Here is a 17,856-nt window from a genome sequence, read left to right on the forward strand (position 1 = left end):
GAGATGGTTACGCTTTTTATTTTAATTTTATTAGCAATTGCCTTTTATTCGGGTGCTAGAAGAGGGCTGACTTTACAGCTCGTATATACGGTTGGTTACTTTATTTCGTATCTTGCTGCCAAGCACTACTATAAAGATCTTGCCCCGAAACTGGAATTATATATTCCCTATCCTTCTGTCACAGAGAATTCGCAGCTAGTCTTCTTCACCAAGGAGATGGGCTTAGAGTTGGATCAAGCTTATTATGCAGCGATTGCGTTTCTATTAATCCTATTTTTTGGTTGGATATTGACGCGTTTTGTGGGAATTTTTGCGCATAGCTTGACCTATTTGCCAATTCTACGCCAATTCGATTGGATTGCTGGTGGGCTTCTAAGTGTCGTGTTAATGTATGTGGGGATTTTTCTAGTATTAACTTTATTGACCTTACTACCGGTTGATTTTATCCAAAATTTGTTTAAAGATAGTGGCGTTGCTCGTGGTATTGTCGAGAACACACCAATCTTTTCAAATCAGATTCAGAACCTTTGGGTGAATAATATTTTGAAATAACTTCGAGTAGGGCATTCCTTAGTCCTGCTCTCTTTTTAGGAATACAGATAACTAGTTTATGTGCTGCAAACAGCAAATTATTTTTATGAAGTAGGTGAAAGAATGAATAATCGAATCTTAGCGACATTAGATTTTGATAAAGTGAAACAAATGATTACCCAATATATTGTGACGGCTCAGGGAGCGGATGAGATAGAGCAATTAATTCCCGTAAGTGACCGACAAGTGATTGACTCATGGCTCCAAGAAACCGAGGATGGTCTGAAAGTTCAACGGTTGCGTGGTGGGATTCCAATTCCAAAGTTAGAAAATATTCGTCCGCATATGAAACGGATTGAGATTGGGGCAGATTTAAATGGCCTAGAATTGGCGCAAGTCGCTCGTGTTCTTTCGACAACAAGTGAACTAACGCGTTTTATCGATGATTTAGAAGATAGTGAGATTGAATTTTTACGTCTGTATGACTGGCAAAAAGAACTAATCACGATTCCTGAACTCAATCAGCGTTTGAAAATGGCGATTGATGAAGATGGTCGGGTAACCGATGAGGCTTCACCAGAATTACGGATTATTCGACAAAATATTCGCCGCAGTGAACAGACGATTCGTGAACAGCTGGATGGAATTGTCCGTGGGAAAAATGCTAAATACCTTAGCGATGCGATTGTTACTATGAGAAATGAACGTTATGTGATTCCTGTAAAACAAGAATATAAAAGTGTCTTCGGTGGCGTCGTTCATGACCAAAGTGCTTCTGGTCAAACATTATTTGTGGAGCCTAAACAGATTGTTGAATCAAATAACCGTCTGCGCCAACATCAGATTGCGGAGCGCAATGAAGTCGCTAGAATTTTGGCTGAATTGTCAGCTGAACTGGTCCCTCATAGACAAGATATCTTACACAATGCGTACGTCATCGGCAAACTTGATTTGATGAATGCCAAAGCTCGTTTTGGGAAAGAACTGAAAGCAATTGTACCAAAAATCAGTCAAGAAAATCATGTGATCTTTAAGCAAGCGCGTCATCCTTTATTGGATCAAGAACAGGCAGTTGCCAATGATATTACGATTGGTGAAGGCTATCAAGCAGTCGTCATTACCGGTCCGAATACTGGTGGTAAAACAATCACCCTGAAAACCCTAGGCTTATTGCAACTAATGGGTCAAGCAGGGTTACCGATTCCAGTGGATGAAGAGAGTCAGATGGGGATTTTTGAGGAAATCTTTGCGGATATTGGCGATGAACAATCGATTGAACAAAGTCTTTCAACTTTTTCTTCTCATATGACAAATATTGTTGATGTACTAGGAAAAGTCAATGAACATAGCCTAGTTTTATTTGATGAATTAGGTGCGGGAACAGATCCTCAAGAAGGAGCGGCCTTGGCCATTTCAATTTTAGATGCGTTAGGTGCTAAGTCAGCATATGTCATGGCGACGACCCATTATCCAGAATTGAAAGTGTATGGATACAACCGCGCGAATACGATTAATGCCAGTATGGAATTCAATGTCGATACTTTAAGTCCAACGTATCGTTTGTTAATCGGTGTGCCTGGACGAAGTAATGCCTTTGAAATTTCTAAACGTTTGGGCTTAGATACAACGATTATTGATGGCGCTAAACAAATTATGGATGGCGAGAGTCAGGATCTGAATGAGATGATTGCTGACTTAGAGAATCGTCGCAAGATGGCAGAGACCGAATATCTAGAAGTCCGTCATTATGTCGATGAAGCCCAACGCTTGCATGATGAATTAAAAGAAGCGTATAGTTTCTTCTTTGATGAACGGGAAAAAGAATTGGCTAAAGCTCGGAAGAAAGCCAATGAAGTCGTCGCTGAAGCAGAGGATAATGCGGAAAAAATTATTTCTGATATCCGTAAGATGCAATTGACGAATGGTCAATCTGGCGTGAAGGAACATCAATTGATTGATGCGAAAACACAGTTAGCTAATCTTCATCAAGAGGAAAACCATTTGCAAAAGAATAAAGTCTTGAAGAAAGCCAAAGAACAGAAAACCTTCAAGGTGGGCGATGAAGTCATGGTCACGACGTATGGTCAACGAGGCGAATTGTTGAAAAAAATGGGCAATAGCCAATGGCAAGTACAATTAGGGATTCTGAAAATGAAAGTCGACGAATCTGATATGACGCCATTAACACCTCAAAAAGAACCTGTTCAACGGGTGATTAATTCTGTGCGCTCGGCTGAAAGTAGCCATGTATCGAATCAATTAGATTTACGAGGTAAACGCTACGAAGAAGCTTTAGCAGAGGTCGATCAATACCTCGATGCCGCAATCTTAGCAGGTTATCCGCAGGTTACGATTGTGCATGGTAAAGGAACAGGAGCCTTGAGACAAGGTATCACCGATTATCTGAAAAACCATCGAAGTGTCGCTAGTTACTCTTTTGCACCAGGTAATCAAGGCGGTAATGGCGCAACAATTGTGAAATTTAACTAGACAATTCGTGGTATTCAGCAACATAAATTAGCGAGTCCAAGCCGCATCTTACTTAATGTAAGCAGAAAACTAGAGTGATTTCGCAACAGATGCTATACTATGTATATAGGTTATCCTACTATTTCAAATTTAACTAATGGAGGTCTTTTTATAATGACTGAAGCAATTACAGATAAAACATTCTCAGAAGAAACAGATAGTGGTCTTGTCTTAATCGATTTTTGGGCAACTTGGTGTGGCCCTTGTCGTATGCAAGCACCTATCTTAGAACAATTGAGTGAAGAATATGGCGAAGGCGAATTAAAAATCGTCAAAATGGACGTGGATGAAAATCCTGAAACGCCTGCTTCATTTGGCATCATGAGTATTCCTACCTTGCTATTGAAAAAAGATGGCGAAGTAGTCGAAAAAGCAATTGGTGTACATTCTAAGGATCAATTACAAGCATTGATCGCAAAACACCAATAAAAAATGATTCAGCTAGTCTAGGTCGTGTGTTTTAGAGCGATCTAGACTATTTTTGTGCGGAAAAATAAGTTTCTTTCTCTTGCGTTTTCGCTTTCTTTAATGGCTTGTTCGCTTGTTTTTTAGGCACACATGGTATAATGTAAATCTAGTTTTAGGAAAGAAGAGGGAAGAGGATGAACGAACGAATTCAGAATAAATTGACCTTACTCCCTGATCAACCGGGTTGTTACCTAATGAAGGACAAAAACGGGACGATCATTTATGTGGGGAAAGCGAAAATCTTGAAAAACCGCGTCCGCTCGTATTTTACTGGTAGTCATGATGGCAAAACAGAACGCCTTGTCAGTGAAATTGCGGACTTCGAATATATTGTTACTGAATCAAATATCGAAGCGCTGCTGCTAGAGATTAATTTGATTAAAAAGAATGATCCAAAATATAATATTATGTTGAAGGATGACAAGACTTATCCCTTCATCAAAATTACCAATGAAGATTATCCACGTTTGTTGATTACGCGTAAAGTCTTGAAGGATAAGGCGCTGTATTTTGGCCCATATCCGGATGTCGGTGCGGCGAATGAAACGAAGCGGCTGCTAGATAAATTATTTCCGTTGCGCAAATGTAAGGTTCTGCCGAAGGAAGTTTGTCTGTATTACCATATGGGTCAATGTTTAGCACCGTGTATCTTTGATATTCCAAAGGACCGTTATAAGACGATGGTGGAGGAGATTAAACGCTTTTTAAATGGCGGACATTCTGCAATTCAAGATGATTTGCAAGAAAAGATGAACCAAGCAGCTGAGAATATGGAGTTTGAGCGAGCTGCTGAATATCGAGATCAAATTAAATCAATTGAAACGGTCATGACGAAACAAAAAATGACCAATGCCGACTTAATTGACCGTGATATTTTTGGTTATTCTGTCGATAAAGGCTGGATGTGTGTCCAGGTTTTCTTTGTTAGACAAGGAAAATTAATTGAACGCGATGTCTCTATCTTCCCATTTTATAATGATCCCGAAGATGACTTCTTGACATATATCGGACAATTTTATCAAGAGAACCAGCATTTTATTCCAAAAGAAGTCTTGATTCCAGATGATATTGATCAAGAGAGTGTTGAGGCTTTGCTGAAAACGAAAGTCTTGCAACCGCAACGTGGCGAAAAGAAAAAACTAGTCAAATTAGCTGGCAAAAACGCGGCTGTTGCTTTAAATGAAAAGTTTGATTTAATTGTTCGTAAGCAAGAACGGACGATTGGCGCTGTTGAACGGTTGGGGAATGCGATGAATATTCCGATACCGACCCGAATTGATGCGTTTGATAACTCAAATATTATGGGGACTGCACCAGTATCTGCAATGGTCGTTTTCATCGATGGCCGTCCAGCAAAAAATGAATATCGAAAATATAAGATTAAAACCGTCAAAGGCCCGGATGACTATGCATCGATGAGAGAAGTTATTTATCGCCGTTATTCACGAGTCTTAAAAGAAAATTTACCTTTACCTGATTTAATCCTGATTGATGGCGGGAAAGGACAAGTCGATGTGGCGAAAGATGTGCTAGAAAACCAGCTAGGCTTGGATATTCCAATCGCTGGCTTAGCGAAAAACGACAAGCATAAAACTAGTGAGTTACTCTTTGGCCCGATGCTAGATGTTGTGCCACTAGAAAGAAATTCTCAGGAGTTTTTCTTATTGCAACGAATTCAAGATGAAGTCCATCGTTTTGCCATTACGTTTCACCGTCAGTTACGTAGCAAAAATAGTTTTGCTTCGAAGCTTGATGGGATCGAAGGTCTTGGACCAAAACGTAAAAAAACAATCTTGAAAGAATTCAAGTCATTAAAAAATATTACTGCTGCGACAATTGAAGAACTGCAAGCCGTTGGGTTACCTAAAAATGTCGCAGAGAATGTGCATAAAGCACTGACTGAGGAATTAACAAAGGAAACAACAGACGAATAAAAGAATTAAAAAGACAAATCAATAAAAAGTAAGAGACTTATTCTGTAAAATGAGTAAGTCTCTTTTTTATTGACTTTCCTCATCCGTGTGATATATTTGTAACAGTTACAAATATATCACATAAGAATGATTTACTGAAAGATTGGAGGAAAATTTAATGAAACATCGATTCTTAGAACTACGTGGCGCTGTCTACACGATTGAAATTATGTTGGCTTCAATTATTTATTCACTAGCCTTCCTTATTCGAAATCCGAAGTTTTATCCCGCATTGATTTATATCGTTCTAGCTGCCGCTGTTATGTTATACATACTAGTTGCCAAAAAGGAAACGTTTGACGAACGTGGTTGGCAGTCATTCATGAAAGCAAGTGCTGTAACCTTTTTCGTTTCTGTATTCGCGCTTGTTCTGTTTACCATTCTCATGTTATGGACACAATGGGTTGTGACCCTTTCAGTATTTCTATTGTTGATTGTGCTATCGGCAGTGATTCTTATTCACGGTATTGCCTTTATCATGATTGATTCGGGGGCTGTCTAATGAAAAATTCACAGACGAATCCGCCAGCAAATTTACAGACGAATTTAAAAGAAAAGCGAATGGATCGAGGGCTTTCGCAGGCTGAATTAGCTGAGATAGTAGGGGTGCGTAGGGAAACGATTATTCGGCTGGAACAAGGAAAATATAATCCTTCATTGAAGTTGGCATATGATTTAGCTCGCTATTTTCAATTACCGATTGAATCGCTCTTTTGGTATGAATAAAGCCCACCAAGTGAATAAAGAATGTAAATCAACTGTTTTATTTTGAATAGAGCACCTAACTGTTCCTCATTTATTAAACAGAGGTTATGTGCTAGAAATAAAAACTATTGTTGAAAAATAATTGACAGCTTGACTATCATCCAGTAATATATCGGTATAAGATATATCACTAGATGATATATTCACGAATGATATATCGTAAAGTGATAGACAAGGAGTGTTTCAAAATGGATGACGCACTGACAGATTCCACCTATTTGATATTACTGGCTTTATTGAGACCCCAACATGGCTATGCAATTATGAAAGAGGTTAGCGAATTAACTAATGGGACGATTGAGATTGGACCGGCAAGTATGTATACGATTCTAAAAAAATTGCTCAAAAACAACTACATAAACTTAGAAGAATCGACCGATAGAAAAAAAATCTATGTTATCACAGACTTGGGAAAAGAGACATTAAGAAGAGATATTCAACGCAGAAAACTCTTTTTTGAAGCTGGTCAACGCCTACTGGCGGAAGGAGGAGAAGCATGATTATAAAGGGCAAGAAATATTTATATACTGCAGGCGTGATGCTTTACCCGGAGCTAGAGATGGCGACATTCAAGAAACAGTCAGCGCAAGGCTGGCGCTTTGTGCGGATGACAAAACTTGGTATACTAATTTTTGAACAATGTCCGCCGCAGGAACAACAATTTTCAGTTGATTTCTATGATGGCGAGCAATCAGATCTTTCAGATTATCTAGCTTTATATGAAGAAGCAGGTTGGCAGAATGTCAGTAATTACCATAAAAAGTATTATTATTTTAGCGCACCTCTAGAGACGGCGCCTATCTACACAGATTCTCAGAGTTATCGTGAACGTATCCGGAAAGAGTGGACTTGGGCCATTCTTCGAAGCTTAGTGACGTTGCCGATTGGTCTGGCAATCTTATATCTGTTGACGACGACAAAACATGAGTCAGCGAATATTCTCGCACATAAAGGATTACGATTTGGACTCGATATAAGTGCTTTTCTACTGTTGATTTGGCCATTTTCAATCATACTCAGTCTCTTATTTTCGCGAATTGTTTATCGACAGCGAGCCAATTATTTTGGCCGGCCAGATGCCTTCGCTAAAAAGCAACGGATTATGCGAGATGGGTTAATCTTAGCAATTATTGGTGCATTTATTGGTGGATTTGTTGGTTATTTTAGATATAAATTCTTTTAAAACTTATTAGAAATGAGGAGTGGAATTATGTTAGAAGTGAAAAATTTAGTCAAAACTTTTGGCGATTATGTCGCAGTTGATGACTTGAGTTTTACAATTCCTGAAGGGAAAATAATGGGTTTGATTGGTCAGAATGGAGCTGGAAAAACGACGACTTTTCGTTTGATTCTGGATTTTCTGACGGCAGACTCAGGAGAAGTTTTATGGGATGGACACAGATTGACCGAGAATGATTACAATATTATCGGTTACCTGCCAGAAGAACGTGGCTTATATCCTAAGATTACGATCCAAGATCAATTACTGTATTTTGCAGCGTTACGTGGAAAATCAAAGAAAGAAATTGAACCGAAAATTGACGAGTTAATGGAAAAATTCCAAGTCAAAGGGAAAAAAACAGATAAGGTTAAATCTTTATCAAAAGGGAATCAACAAAAAGTCCAGTTGATTGCGACTTTAATTCATGAACCTAAATTAATCATTTTAGATGAACCGTTTAGTGGCTTGGATCCAGTTAATGCTGAATTATTAAAAGATGGCATTATCGAGTTAAAAGATAAAGGTTCGTGCGTTATTTTTTCTAGTCATAATATGGACAACGTTGAAAAAATCTGCGATCACTTAATCATGTTGAATAACGGTCGGACAGTTTTGGATGGAAAAGTCCATGAGATCCGCCAATCATTCGGTCGAACTAAAGTTTTCTTAGAGTCGGATTTGGCTGCCGATACAGTACTAGCAATTGAAGGCGTCAAGGAAGTGCAAGTAAGAGAGGATCAAACATTAGATATTACGCTAGCTGATCCGAAAGCTGGGGCAGAAATTTTTGCGAAAGCTACTCAATCAGGCTACATTCCGATGTTTAACCAACAACCACCAACCTTAGAGGAAATATTTAAAATGAAAGCTGGTGCAATCAATGAGTAAATTTTGGATTATCACATCAGATGTTTATAAGAAAAATGTTAAATCAATTTCTTTTTTAGTTATGATATTAGTCCCATTTATTATGCTAGGAGTTGTCTATCTTGCTGGCATGTTTGCAGGGGATATGGCAACCGTCGACAAAATCGGCTTAGTTTCTAATCAACCAGAAGTGGCGCAAGCATTAGCTGCCGATAAATCATCCGACTATGAGTTCACAGCAATTGATTCAGCAAAAGAAGCTCAGAAAGAATTGAGTGATGAAAAAATCGATGCTTACATGGTAGTGACGATTGATGAAGAAGCAATGACTGCCAAAGGAGAATTGTTTAGCCAATCTTCTATGGGACAAAGTACTGAATTGATTTTACAACAATTACTAGGTTCTCTCCAATCTTCTGGGCGCGCAACACAGCTAGGCTTAAGTCCTGAAGAAGTCGCAAGTTTGTCGCAACCAGCCGAATTTGTCAAACAGAAGGTCAGCTTTGATGATTCTGGAAAAATGACCGTCGGCGAAGACAATAGTGATATCCAATTTTTGGTGAGCTATGCTGCTACGATTGTACTCTTCATGATTATTATCACTTATGCACAAATTATTGCGCAAGAGATTGCTTCTGAAAAAGGTACACGGATTATGGAAGTCATCTTGTCCAGTACCAAAGCGCAAACTCATTTTTATGGAAAATTAACCGGTGTCTTGCTAGTTGCTGTGACACAAATCGTCTTGTATGTGGTTATTTTCGGAGTTGCATTCATGAAATTTAAAGATCTAGAAATTGTGAAGCAGTTTACTGAAAGTGGTGCTCTACAGAAAATTGTCGGGCCTTTCCTTGGCTTTACAGCAATCTTCATCCTTCTAGGAATTCTAATTTATTCTGTTTTAGCCGCGCTTTGTGGCTCATTAGTCAACAAAGCAGAAGATACAGCCAAAGCCATCTTGCCTGTGACTTATCTGTCATTAGGTGCTTACATGTTAGGCTTAACTCTTGGTGCTTCTGATCCAAATAATGTCGTGATTCGTGTGAGTTCGTACATTCCATTCCTATCCTCTTACGTGATGCCAATTCGTTTGGCTAATGAAACAGTTGATATGACCGGGGCTGCGATTTCAGTAGTTGTACTGATTGTTTCAACGTTCGTGTTAATGTATTTATCTGCAACCTTGTACAAATCAAATGTCTTGGTTTATAGCGAAGGCGGATTGTTCTCTTCATTAAAACAATCTTTATCAATTATGAAAAATGAAAAAAGAAGCAAAGCAAGATAAAAATAGATAGTAGAAAAACGTTGGAGACGAGTATTAACAGATCGTCTCCAGCGTCTTTTTGTACATATTAAAGAAAGTATTTATGGTGCGTGCTAGAAAGCGCTGAAATGAAGTGAACTGTTCCAATATACAAGATTGCTCAACGCCTACCATCCTGCTACTACGAAACTTGGTAAGTGGGACTGGCAGCTAGGAGCTTTTAAATGAAGTGAACTGTTCCATTTCACAAGATTGCTCTACGCCTACCATCCTGCTACTACGAAACTTGGTAAATGGGACTGGCAGCTAGGAGCTTTCAAATGGAGTGAACTGTTCCAGTTTACGAGATTGCTCAACGCCTACCATCCCACTAATTTACTTATATAAGTGGGACTGGCAGCTAGGAGCTTTCAAATGGAGTGAAATGTACCATTTCACAAAATTGCTCTACGCCTACCATCCTGCTACTACGAAACTTGGTAAGCAGGACTGGCAATAACAGATCGCTTTTTAAAATTTTTCATAAAGTGTTGGTAATTAGAGATTTTCGGATTTTTTCCCACTAGTGTCTATTCGCACAGTTTTGGAGATTTTTAGAAGAGTGTCAAATGACAAGAATCCATTGTCTAGTAGGTTTTTCTGATAAAGTCACTCTTTTCACTTCACTTTTTACCGTGAAATCTGTGCGAATGAAGACTAGTGGGAATAAACGGGACATTTCTCTTCACTACAATGCTCGAATTGAAATGTATAGGGGAGTGAGAATCCTATAGATAGGGGATTCTATGGGCGATTTTTATAATAAAATCAAAAAATAAAATCTATATCTAGTCCTGTTCCTCATTCGCATAAAGGTTTCACTGTTTTTTCTCACTAGTGGCTATTCGCACACTTTCAGAAATTTTTAGAAGCGCGTCAAATAGCAAGAATCCATTGCCTAGTAGGTTTTTCTTTCAAAATTAGCTTTTTCACCTGGCTGTTCTTAATAAAAAGTGTGCGAATGAAGACTAGTAGCAAAAAAAATGATTATTTTATATCTCTAGCCTGTGTTAAATAACAGTTTATGAATGATGAAATCAGAAAACTGTGGTGTTTTCATCGGTCAAGAACTCGGTTTTGGCTCGATCCAAACATTGGTTTTATTGGCTATTTCAGTCGTCACTGTTGGCATTCCTGTTTATCTGCAAGATGCGCCATTTGGGTGTCAGCTTTTCAAGGATATTGATGATGGGCTTTCTTTTCTTTTTCAATAGCCTCCATCGTGTCTCACATAGGATCACACGAGTGGTACCTATTGCAAAATGATAATCGAAATAATTGACGTTGGACAAAATAAATTAGAAAATAGAAGAGTAGAAATAAGAAGGAGGAATTCTTTTGGATAATATGTATAAGGAATTAACTAATGGTTTGAAAATGCCTCGTTTAGGGCTTGGTGTATGGCGTGTTGAAGACAGTCAAGCAGCTGATGCAGTGGAGTGGGCGCTTGAAGCGGGTTATCGAATGATTGATACCGCGAAGGTCTATAAAAATGAAAAGGGCGTAGGCGAAGGGATTCGTCGCTCGTCTGTTCCGAGAGAAGATATTTTTGTTACGACAAAACTGTGGAATGATGACCAAGGTTATGAATCTGCTCTGAAGGCTTTTGACGATAGTCTTGAGCGCTTAGGCTTGGATTATGTAGACTTGTATTTGATTCACTGGCCAGTCGCTGGAAAATACAAAGATTCGTGGAAAGCATTAGAAGAAATTTATGCCAGTGGTCGTGCAAGAGCGATTGGTGTCTCTAACTTCCATCAACATCATATCGAAGATTTGATGACAACAGCAACAATCAAACCTTTAGTTGATCAAATTGAGATTCATCCAACGCTGACACAAGAACCTTTACGCAAGTATCTAGATGATGAATCAATTGCCGTTGAGGCTTGGTCTCCATTAGGGCAAGGGACGATTTTAGAAACACCTGAGCTAGTCAAAATTGGTGAAAAATATGGCAAATCAGCTGCCCAAGTAATCATTCGTTGGCACTTACAAAACGATATTATCGTGATTCCAAAATCATCTCATGAAGGTCGTATCAAAGAAAACTTCGATGTTTTTGACTTTACGTTAACACCAGAAGAAATTAAACAAATTAACGAGCTAAATATTGATGAACGATTAGGATCTGATCCAGACTCATTTGATTTTTAAACAAACTAAGCATTTCTTGAGCACGCATTTTATACGTACCTCAAGAAATGCTTTTTTTCTACTCTGTATCTATTTTGACTAGTCGGATTTATCCAACAACAGACATCTCATTAACAAAGTAATCGAATATTCTCTGTTCTTTTTCATCCACGTGATGCGTTAGTTCTGGGTGCCACTGAACGCCTAAGATAGCAGACCCGTCATCAGCCTCAACTGCTTCGACTAATCCATCGGTTGACCAAGCTGTCGCAATTAATTTAGGTGAAACATCCTTAATCGCTTGGTGGTGGTAGGAATTGACATAAGAATTATCAGGAACAAGTTGACTGATTCGGCTATTGGGCGCCACGTTGATTCGGTGCGTAGAAAATTGTGGTGCAGTCGGTTGTTGCTCATGTTTGACCGACCATTGTTCATATTGAGACAAATCTTGGTAAAGGCTGCCCCCTAAAACAACATTCAATAACTGCGTGCCACGGCATACAGAAAGAATCGGTTTCTTTTGCTTGATGGCTTCTTTAATTAAAGCTGCTTCAAAAATATCTCGCGAATAGTTGGTCTCTTGCAATTTCGGATGAGGCTCTTCATTGTAGAGACGCGGACTGACGTCTTGCCCGCCAGCTAATAACAATTTATCTATATTTTTAATATATTCTTTAGCGGTATCTGGATGGCTAATCGGTAAAATGAACGGTAAGCCACCTGCCTCTAAAACACCATCTACAAAACCTTGTGGTGTATAAGTAACAAAATTTCCATTAAATACCTCTGTCGCATGAATTAGCTGATTACCAGCAATTCCAATAATTGGTTGTTTCACAAAATCACTCCTTTTCCTTTCTATTGTAACATGCTGATTCGCACGACAAAACATTTAAGAGTTCCCAAGATATTTTCACAAACTAGTCTCATTTAGACCAAGCTTTGACCATTGAAAGATGTTTTCTTTTGCTCAATTATTTGGTATACTCAAAACATATCTGAATAAAAATGGTTGGGCGAAAGCTTTCAAGGATTCAGTTCTTCAAGGGGTGAGAAGAACACAGAGGGATAAGTCCGCCAGCTAATCGATGTCATTTCAAAGACACTGGACTTTCTAAATAAGGTTCAGTGTCTTTTTTTGCCAATCCACTTATATAAGTACACTAGTGGGATGGTAGGCGTAGAGCGATTGTGTGAACTGAAACAGTTCACTACATGTAAAAGCTCTTAGCTTGTACGAGGCAATTTCAGAAGAGTGACTTAATAGTCGATTAGTGCGAGAGGCAGATTCTGCCACTTAATAAAAACATTTGCTGTAGAGAAAAGGATGTGAAAGTAATGTTAGAAGCAATAAAAAAGATTCAAGCTGCAGAACTAGAAAATGAACAATTGAAAGAAGCGCTTATTACTAAGCTAAAAGTAGAAAATGAATTGCAAGAGCAAACGCTGCAAAAAATCAAAGAGCAAGCTCAAAAAGAAACAGCTCAAGAGGTTGAACAACTTGAAGCAAATCTAAAAGAGGCTCTTCAATTAGAAAACGCAGAATTGCTTTTGACTGCTGAAAAAAAACGCGCGAGTTATCAACAACTTTATGACGAAAAAAAATCAAAGGCAGTCGGGGCAATTATTGAAAGGGTGAAGCAAACCTATGGCCGTCTCTAAAATAGAAAAAGTGTCTATAATTTTAGAAAAAAAGAAATTGGAAAAGGTATTGCAAATACTTCAAGGATTGCAGGCGATTGAAGTCCGCGATTTATCAAATAAATCCGCGAGTAATTTTTGGGTAGAAGACTATTTTTCTGGCGCTTTTGAAAAAAAAGCAAGAACTAATGAAGAAGAGACAAACTTTCTTTTATTACAAATTGAAGAGGCGATTTTGTTCATGCAACGCAATGGCTCCGTCAATCAAAAGAAAACGGGTCTGCGTAGACAAGCGCTCTCTTTGAATGAATTAGAAGAACCATTTGATGAAACACAATTTGCTGAAGATTTAAAAAGTATCTTGCAAATTAAGAAGGAATGGACGGCCGTACAGGAAAAGAAAAGTAAGGCCTATGAGAAAGAAACTTGGCTATCAACTTGGCAATATCTAGATATAAATCCAAGTAAATTTGACTCAACTAAAACAAAAATCACGATAGGTAGTTTACGTGAAACCGCCCAAGTGGAATTTATTGAGGCCCTTAATCAACAGACAACGGCTTATGTGGAAGAGCTTTTTCATCATCCAAATGAGACTTATATTGGCTTGGTTTATCTAAATAACCAACAAAAAGTAATTGATGAGATTCTTTCACAGTTCCATTTTACGAAGGTTGATTATCCTTATAATGAGTCACCTAAGAAGGAATTACAGCTAGTTCAAGAAGAAATTTCTACCTTGGTTCAACAAGAAAAAGAATTGGCTGCGATGATTGGTGATAGAGCCGCACAGCTTCGTGATCTGCAATGGGCAGAAGAGGTCTATCTTGCTCATCTTGAACGGGAACGAGTAAAAAATCAATTGGTCCAAGCAGAACATCTGACAATCATTCAAGGTTGGGTCGCTGTTGAAGACAAAGACCAGTTACTCACTCAATGCGAGAAAGAATTTGGGGAACAAGCTATTTATATCAGCTTTGAAGAACCTACATCGGATGAAATTGGGACAGAAATCCCGACAAAGTTAAAAAATCATCCGCTGATTCGTCCGTTTGAAATGTTAACAGAAATGTATAGCTTGCCTAAATATGGCGAAATTGATCCAACGCCTTGGATGGCGCCATTCTACTTTGTCTTTTTTGGCATGATGGTTGCCGATATTGGTTATGGCCTAGTGATGCTTTTGGGCACCATTGGAGCACAAAAATTGATGGTTTTCCCTCGTGGAACCGCTCGTTTTGTCAAATTTTTCCAAATTCTATCAATCCCAACGATTTTATGGGGCTTTGTGTATAGCTCATTCTTCGGAATGGCTTTACCAAAAACCGTTTTTGGTGTCACACTGCCATTTCCAATTCTTTCAACGACAGATGATATGCAAACAATTCTGATTTTATCTGTAATTTTCGGCTTTATTCAAATTCTTTTAGGGCTGTTTATTGCGGGTAAAGAGCACATTAAACGCAAGGAATATTTGTCAGCGATTAGTAATGGATTTTCTTGGCAAGGGATTTTGATTGGGATTGCTTTAGCAGCAGTCGGTGCTTTGTTGCTGGATAACCAAGCTTTACTGATGGTTGGTGCAATAATCGCTGGTTTATCAGCATTATCTATCTTGATCATTCCAATTATTCAATCACCTTCTAAACTGAAAGGTGCGGCCAAGGGAGCCTATAATTTATATGGGATCACGAGTTATATTGGCGATTTAGTCAGCTACACTCGTTTAATGGCTTTAGGAATCTCAGGGGGAAGTATTGCTTCGGCATTTAATTTGCTGGTAGCGTTTATGCCACCAATTGCGAGATTTACCATTGGTATCGTGTTAATTCTTGTATTACACGGCTTAAATTTATTTTTATCTTTACTAGGTGCGTATGTGCATGGCGCGCGTCTTCAATATGTAGAATACTTTGGTAAATTTTACTCAGGCGGCGGTAGACCGTTTGTGCCTTTAAAAACGGCAGAAAAATATGTCAATATTGAAACCAAAAAAACGAACTCACAGGAGGAAATATAAACAATGATTAACTACTTAATTACAGAAAATGGCGGGATTGTTTTCGCTATATTAGCTATGGCAACTGCAACAATTTTTTCAGGAATTGGTTCAGCAAAAGGTGTAGGTATGACCGGTGAAGCTGCGGCTGCACTAACGACAAGTCAACCAGAAAAATTTGGACAAGCTTTGATTTTACAGCTGTTACCAGGGACTCAGGGACTTTACGGTTTCGTTATTGCCTTCTTAATTTTCACTAATTTATCAGGTGATATGAGTGTTATTGATGGTTTAGGTTACTTTGGTGCGTCATTACCGATTGCTTTTACAGGTTTGTTCTCTGGGATTGCCCAAGGACGTGTTGCCGCTGCGGGGATTCAAATTCTTGCGAAAAAACCAGAGCATGCGACAAAAGGAATTATCTATGCTGCCATGGTTGAAACGTATGCGATTTTGGGATTAGTAATTTCTTTCCTACTTGTCCTAAACGTGTAATAGGGGGCTAGAGGATGGATTCAATTGAAAAGATTATCCAACAAATGAATACGCAAGCAAGCGAAGAAAGAGCTGTGCTTGAAGCAACTGAAAAAGCGCAACAAACGCAGAATTTCGAAAAAGAGAAGCTGCAAATAGAGCAAGAAGAACAACAAAGACGACAAAAACGCCTGCAACAAGTAAAACAACAATACAAACAAATAGAAAATCGGCAACAGATTGATAATCGCCAACAGCTACTAACTGAGAAGCAACAATTTCTTAGCCGTTTATTCAATGAAGCGTTGCAGGAGATGGAGAATTGGACTGAGGAGCAGCATTGTTCATTCGCGCAGGCTGCTTTATTAACCCTCCCATTGACTGGCCAACAATTATTTTTAGCTGGTGAGAAGACCGCTGCTTATTTTACTGACGCTTGGCTGACAGAAATGAATCAAGCACTGCCTTATACATTGACTTTGTCGGAGGAGAAGCTCGTCAATAAAGCTGGTTTTTTAGTTGATGATGCCGGTGTTCAATATAATTTTCTATACAATAATCTTTTGCAAGATATTGAAAATGAGATGCGTTTTGAAATGGCGACATACTTGTTTGGATAAGGGGGGATTTAATTGAAGCAAGCCGATTACCATACGGTTAATCCGTTAATTCGTGGAAAAGAATTGGAATTGTTGCCACAAGAGACCTTTGATCGCTTAATTCAGGCCAAAACAATTGAAGAAGTGGGCACGATTCTTTCTACAACTATCTATCGACCATTTATCTATGAAGGTTTTGAACATGACTTCGAGAAGAATTTAGCTGATCAAAGAAGCCAGTTATTTCGCTGGCTAGTAGAAATTTCCCCACAAAAAGAAATCATTTGGATGTATACAATGCGCTTCACTTTTCATAATCTAAAGGTCCTTAGTAAAGCTTCTTTTATTAATGAGGACTTAGATTATTTAACAATTGATGATGGGCTGTATGCAATAGATTGGTTGAAGGAAGCCATCTCAACAGGAGAATCGGCTTATCTACCTGAACTGATCATGAAGAGTATCAGAGAAGTCACTGAGTATCTCGAAGAATCAACAATTCTTCAAGGGATTGATGTGATTTATGATCGTCATTTTTTAACTGCACAGCGACAGATTGCTGAGGAGCTTAATTCTCCTGAGCTGTTAGAAGAAGTGACTGCGTTTATTGACCTGACGAATATCTCGACGGTTGCTCGAGGGTTAAGACAAAATCGTAGTACCGCGTTTATGACAACCGTTCTCTCTAGCTCTGGTGGAATTACAAAAGAAACATTTTTATCCTATGCAGAAGCTTCGATGCGTGAATTTATTGTCTTTTTAAAAGCTTCCGTTTATGGGGATATCTTAGCCCCTGCTTTGCAGGAAGAAACAATTGATTTTGTTCAATTAGAAACGTGCACGCAAAATTACTTAACTAGTCTTTATCAACAAGCACAAACAGCAGCCTTTGGACCTTTGCCTTTACTTGCTTTTTTACAAGCAAAAGAAGTCGAAGCAAAAAATCTACGAACGATCGTAGTTGGCAAACGTGGGCAATTTTCAACAGATAAGATAAAAGAAAGGATGAGACAGCTTGGCGTATAATATTGGCGTAATCGGGGATAAGGATTCTGTCTTACCATTTAAATTATTTGGTTTTGATGTGCGTTACGGACACACTAGTCAAATCGTTCGTCAGAGTATTGAAGAGATGGCAAAGAACGACTATGGTGTTATTTATGTTACTGAAGAATGTGCTTCTATGGCGCAAGAAACGATTGAACGCTACAAAGAAGCCGTTTCACCGGCCATTGTGCTAATCCCTAATCACAAAGGAACATTAGGTACAGGTTTGGCTGAGATTCAGCGCAATGTAGAACGAGCAGTTGGACAGAATATTCTATAAGACAAAAGGAGATGGG

General features: G+C 38.6%; 19 protein-coding genes and 1 other annotated feature. Of the genes, 18 read left to right on the forward strand and 1 reads right to left on the reverse strand.

Annotation, left to right across the window (positions count from 1 at the left end; translation table 11 throughout):
• Nucleotides 1-3: 3 nt before the first annotated feature.
• The 12 genes from BAU15_RS13565 (at nucleotide 4) to BAU15_RS13620 (ending at nucleotide 11,818) form a co-directional block, all read left to right on the forward strand.
• The gene (locus BAU15_RS13565; protein WP_161843271.1) at nucleotides 4-552 is read left to right on the forward strand and encodes a CvpA family protein; all 549 of its coding nucleotides are present in this window, start codon (nucleotides 4-6) and stop codon (nucleotides 550-552) included.
• Nucleotides 553-654: 102 nt separating this feature from the next.
• Nucleotides 655-3,021: an endonuclease MutS2 gene (locus BAU15_RS13570; protein WP_161843272.1), complete on the forward strand. Its 2,367-nt coding sequence runs from the start codon at nucleotides 655-657 to the stop codon at nucleotides 3,019-3,021.
• A 153-nt stretch (nucleotides 3,022-3,174) separates the two neighbouring features.
• On the forward strand, nucleotides 3,175-3,489 hold the full coding sequence (trxA, locus tag BAU15_RS13575; protein ID WP_161843273.1) for a thioredoxin: 315 nt from the start codon (nucleotides 3,175-3,177) through the stop codon (nucleotides 3,487-3,489).
• 173 nt (nucleotides 3,490-3,662) lie between these two features.
• Nucleotides 3,663-5,462, forward strand: coding sequence for an excinuclease ABC subunit UvrC (gene uvrC, locus BAU15_RS13580; protein ID WP_161843274.1), 1,800 nt, complete (start codon nucleotides 3,663-3,665; stop codon nucleotides 5,460-5,462).
• A gap of 157 nt (nucleotides 5,463-5,619) precedes the next feature.
• Nucleotides 5,620-6,003, forward strand: coding sequence for a hypothetical protein (locus tag BAU15_RS13585; protein WP_161843275.1), 384 nt, complete (start codon nucleotides 5,620-5,622; stop codon nucleotides 6,001-6,003).
• Entirely contained in the window at nucleotides 6,003-6,227 is a 225-nt protein-coding gene (locus BAU15_RS13590) for a helix-turn-helix transcriptional regulator (RefSeq protein ID WP_161843276.1), read from the forward strand. Before BAU15_RS13585 ends, BAU15_RS13590 begins: the two co-directional genes overlap by 1 nt.
• A 227-nt stretch (nucleotides 6,228-6,454) precedes the next feature.
• The gene (locus tag BAU15_RS13595; protein WP_161843277.1) at nucleotides 6,455-6,766 is read left to right on the forward strand and encodes a PadR family transcriptional regulator; all 312 of its coding nucleotides are present in this window, start codon (nucleotides 6,455-6,457) and stop codon (nucleotides 6,764-6,766) included.
• Nucleotides 6,763-7,449 (forward strand): DUF2812 domain-containing protein, encoded by a 687-nt coding sequence (locus BAU15_RS13600; RefSeq protein ID WP_161843278.1) that lies wholly within the window; start codon nucleotides 6,763-6,765, stop codon nucleotides 7,447-7,449. The genes BAU15_RS13595 and BAU15_RS13600 overlap by 4 nt, the downstream gene beginning before the upstream one ends.
• A 27-nt stretch (nucleotides 7,450-7,476) precedes the next feature.
• Nucleotides 7,477-8,376 (forward strand): ABC transporter ATP-binding protein, encoded by a 900-nt coding sequence (locus BAU15_RS13605; RefSeq protein WP_161843279.1) that lies wholly within the window; start codon nucleotides 7,477-7,479, stop codon nucleotides 8,374-8,376.
• Complete coding sequence (locus BAU15_RS13610) at nucleotides 8,369-9,643, forward strand: ABC transporter permease (protein ID WP_161843280.1); 1,275 nt, start codon at nucleotides 8,369-8,371, stop codon at nucleotides 9,641-9,643. The genes BAU15_RS13605 and BAU15_RS13610 overlap by 8 nt, the downstream gene beginning before the upstream one ends.
• Nucleotides 9,644-10,689: 1,046 nt before the next feature.
• A complete protein-coding gene (locus BAU15_RS13615) occupies nucleotides 10,690-10,875 on the forward strand; it encodes a hypothetical protein (RefSeq protein WP_161843281.1) in 186 nt (61 codons plus the stop codon).
• A gap of 133 nt (nucleotides 10,876-11,008) precedes the next feature.
• Nucleotides 11,009-11,818: an aldo/keto reductase gene (locus tag BAU15_RS13620; RefSeq protein ID WP_161843414.1), complete on the forward strand. Its 810-nt coding sequence runs from the start codon at nucleotides 11,009-11,011 to the stop codon at nucleotides 11,816-11,818.
• An 88-nt stretch (nucleotides 11,819-11,906) separates the two neighbouring features.
• Here the strand turns inward: BAU15_RS13620 and BAU15_RS13625 are convergent, their stop codons facing one another.
• A complete protein-coding gene (locus BAU15_RS13625; RefSeq protein WP_237580203.1) occupies nucleotides 11,907-12,638 on the reverse strand; it encodes a gamma-glutamyl-gamma-aminobutyrate hydrolase family protein in 732 nt (243 codons plus the stop codon).
• 172 nt (nucleotides 12,639-12,810) lie between these two features.
• Nucleotides 12,811-12,859: a sequence feature (sodium ion sensor (DUF1646 type); this cis-regulatory element may regulate processes involved in with the transportation of sodium ions), on the forward strand.
• A 279-nt stretch (nucleotides 12,860-13,138) separates the two neighbouring features.
• On the opposite strand from BAU15_RS13625, the gene BAU15_RS13630 reads away from it, so the two are divergent.
• From BAU15_RS13630 to BAU15_RS13655, 6 genes are read left to right on the forward strand one after another with little or no spacing between them, the layout of a single operon-like run.
• Nucleotides 13,139-13,462 carry a type VI secretion system contractile sheath protein TssC gene (locus BAU15_RS13630; protein WP_161843283.1) on the forward strand — a complete coding sequence of 108 codons (324 nt, stop codon included), beginning with the start codon at nucleotides 13,139-13,141 and terminating at the stop codon, nucleotides 13,460-13,462.
• Nucleotides 13,449-15,461: a V-type ATP synthase subunit I gene (locus BAU15_RS13635; protein ID WP_161843284.1), complete on the forward strand. Its 2,013-nt coding sequence runs from the start codon at nucleotides 13,449-13,451 to the stop codon at nucleotides 15,459-15,461. The genes BAU15_RS13630 and BAU15_RS13635 overlap by 14 nt, the downstream gene beginning before the upstream one ends.
• A 3-nt stretch (nucleotides 15,462-15,464) precedes the next feature.
• Nucleotides 15,465-15,935: a V-type ATP synthase subunit K gene (locus BAU15_RS13640; RefSeq protein ID WP_161843285.1), complete on the forward strand. Its 471-nt coding sequence runs from the start codon at nucleotides 15,465-15,467 to the stop codon at nucleotides 15,933-15,935.
• Between the two features lie 14 nt (nucleotides 15,936-15,949).
• Nucleotides 15,950-16,534 (forward strand): ATPase V, encoded by a 585-nt coding sequence (locus tag BAU15_RS13645; RefSeq protein ID WP_161843286.1) that lies wholly within the window; start codon nucleotides 15,950-15,952, stop codon nucleotides 16,532-16,534.
• 12 nt (nucleotides 16,535-16,546) lie between these two features.
• A complete protein-coding gene (locus tag BAU15_RS13650; RefSeq protein ID WP_161843287.1) occupies nucleotides 16,547-17,539 on the forward strand; it encodes a V-type ATPase subunit in 993 nt (330 codons plus the stop codon).
• Nucleotides 17,529-17,840, forward strand: coding sequence for a V-type ATP synthase subunit F (locus BAU15_RS13655; RefSeq protein WP_161843288.1), 312 nt, complete (start codon nucleotides 17,529-17,531; stop codon nucleotides 17,838-17,840). Before BAU15_RS13650 ends, BAU15_RS13655 begins: the two co-directional genes overlap by 11 nt.
• Nucleotides 17,841-17,856: the final 16 nt, after the last annotated feature.

Source organism: Candidatus Enterococcus huntleyi (assembly GCF_009933175.1).
Classification (GTDB): domain Bacteria; phylum Bacillota; class Bacilli; order Lactobacillales; family Enterococcaceae; genus Enterococcus_K; species Enterococcus_K huntleyi.

Bases quoted from the DNA above. Each gene is read 5' to 3' on its own strand.
- BAU15_RS13565 (WP_161843271.1), top strand. From the start codon at position 4: ATGGTTACGCTTTTTATTTTAATTTTATTAGCAATTGCCTTTTATTCG.
- BAU15_RS13570 (WP_161843272.1), top strand. From the start codon at position 655: ATGAATAATCGAATCTTAGCGACATTAGATTTTGATAAAGTGAAACAA.
- trxA (WP_161843273.1), top strand. From the start codon at position 3,175: ATGACTGAAGCAATTACAGATAAAACATTCTCAGAAGAAACAGATAGT.
- uvrC (WP_161843274.1), top strand. From the start codon at position 3,663: ATGAACGAACGAATTCAGAATAAATTGACCTTACTCCCTGATCAACCG.
- BAU15_RS13585 (WP_161843275.1), top strand. From the start codon at position 5,620: ATGAAACATCGATTCTTAGAACTACGTGGCGCTGTCTACACGATTGAA.
- BAU15_RS13590 (WP_161843276.1), top strand. From the start codon at position 6,003: ATGAAAAATTCACAGACGAATCCGCCAGCAAATTTACAGACGAATTTA.
- BAU15_RS13595 (WP_161843277.1), top strand. From the start codon at position 6,455: ATGGATGACGCACTGACAGATTCCACCTATTTGATATTACTGGCTTTA.
- BAU15_RS13600 (WP_161843278.1), top strand. From the start codon at position 6,763: ATGATTATAAAGGGCAAGAAATATTTATATACTGCAGGCGTGATGCTT.
- BAU15_RS13605 (WP_161843279.1), top strand. From the start codon at position 7,477: ATGTTAGAAGTGAAAAATTTAGTCAAAACTTTTGGCGATTATGTCGCA.
- BAU15_RS13610 (WP_161843280.1), top strand. From the start codon at position 8,369: ATGAGTAAATTTTGGATTATCACATCAGATGTTTATAAGAAAAATGTT.
- BAU15_RS13615 (WP_161843281.1), top strand. From the start codon at position 10,690: ATGATGAAATCAGAAAACTGTGGTGTTTTCATCGGTCAAGAACTCGGT.
- BAU15_RS13620 (WP_161843414.1), top strand. From the start codon at position 11,009: ATGTATAAGGAATTAACTAATGGTTTGAAAATGCCTCGTTTAGGGCTT.
- BAU15_RS13630 (WP_161843283.1), top strand. From the start codon at position 13,139: ATGTTAGAAGCAATAAAAAAGATTCAAGCTGCAGAACTAGAAAATGAA.
- BAU15_RS13635 (WP_161843284.1), top strand. From the start codon at position 13,449: ATGGCCGTCTCTAAAATAGAAAAAGTGTCTATAATTTTAGAAAAAAAG.
- BAU15_RS13640 (WP_161843285.1), top strand. From the start codon at position 15,465: ATGATTAACTACTTAATTACAGAAAATGGCGGGATTGTTTTCGCTATA.
- BAU15_RS13645 (WP_161843286.1), top strand. From the start codon at position 15,950: ATGGATTCAATTGAAAAGATTATCCAACAAATGAATACGCAAGCAAGC.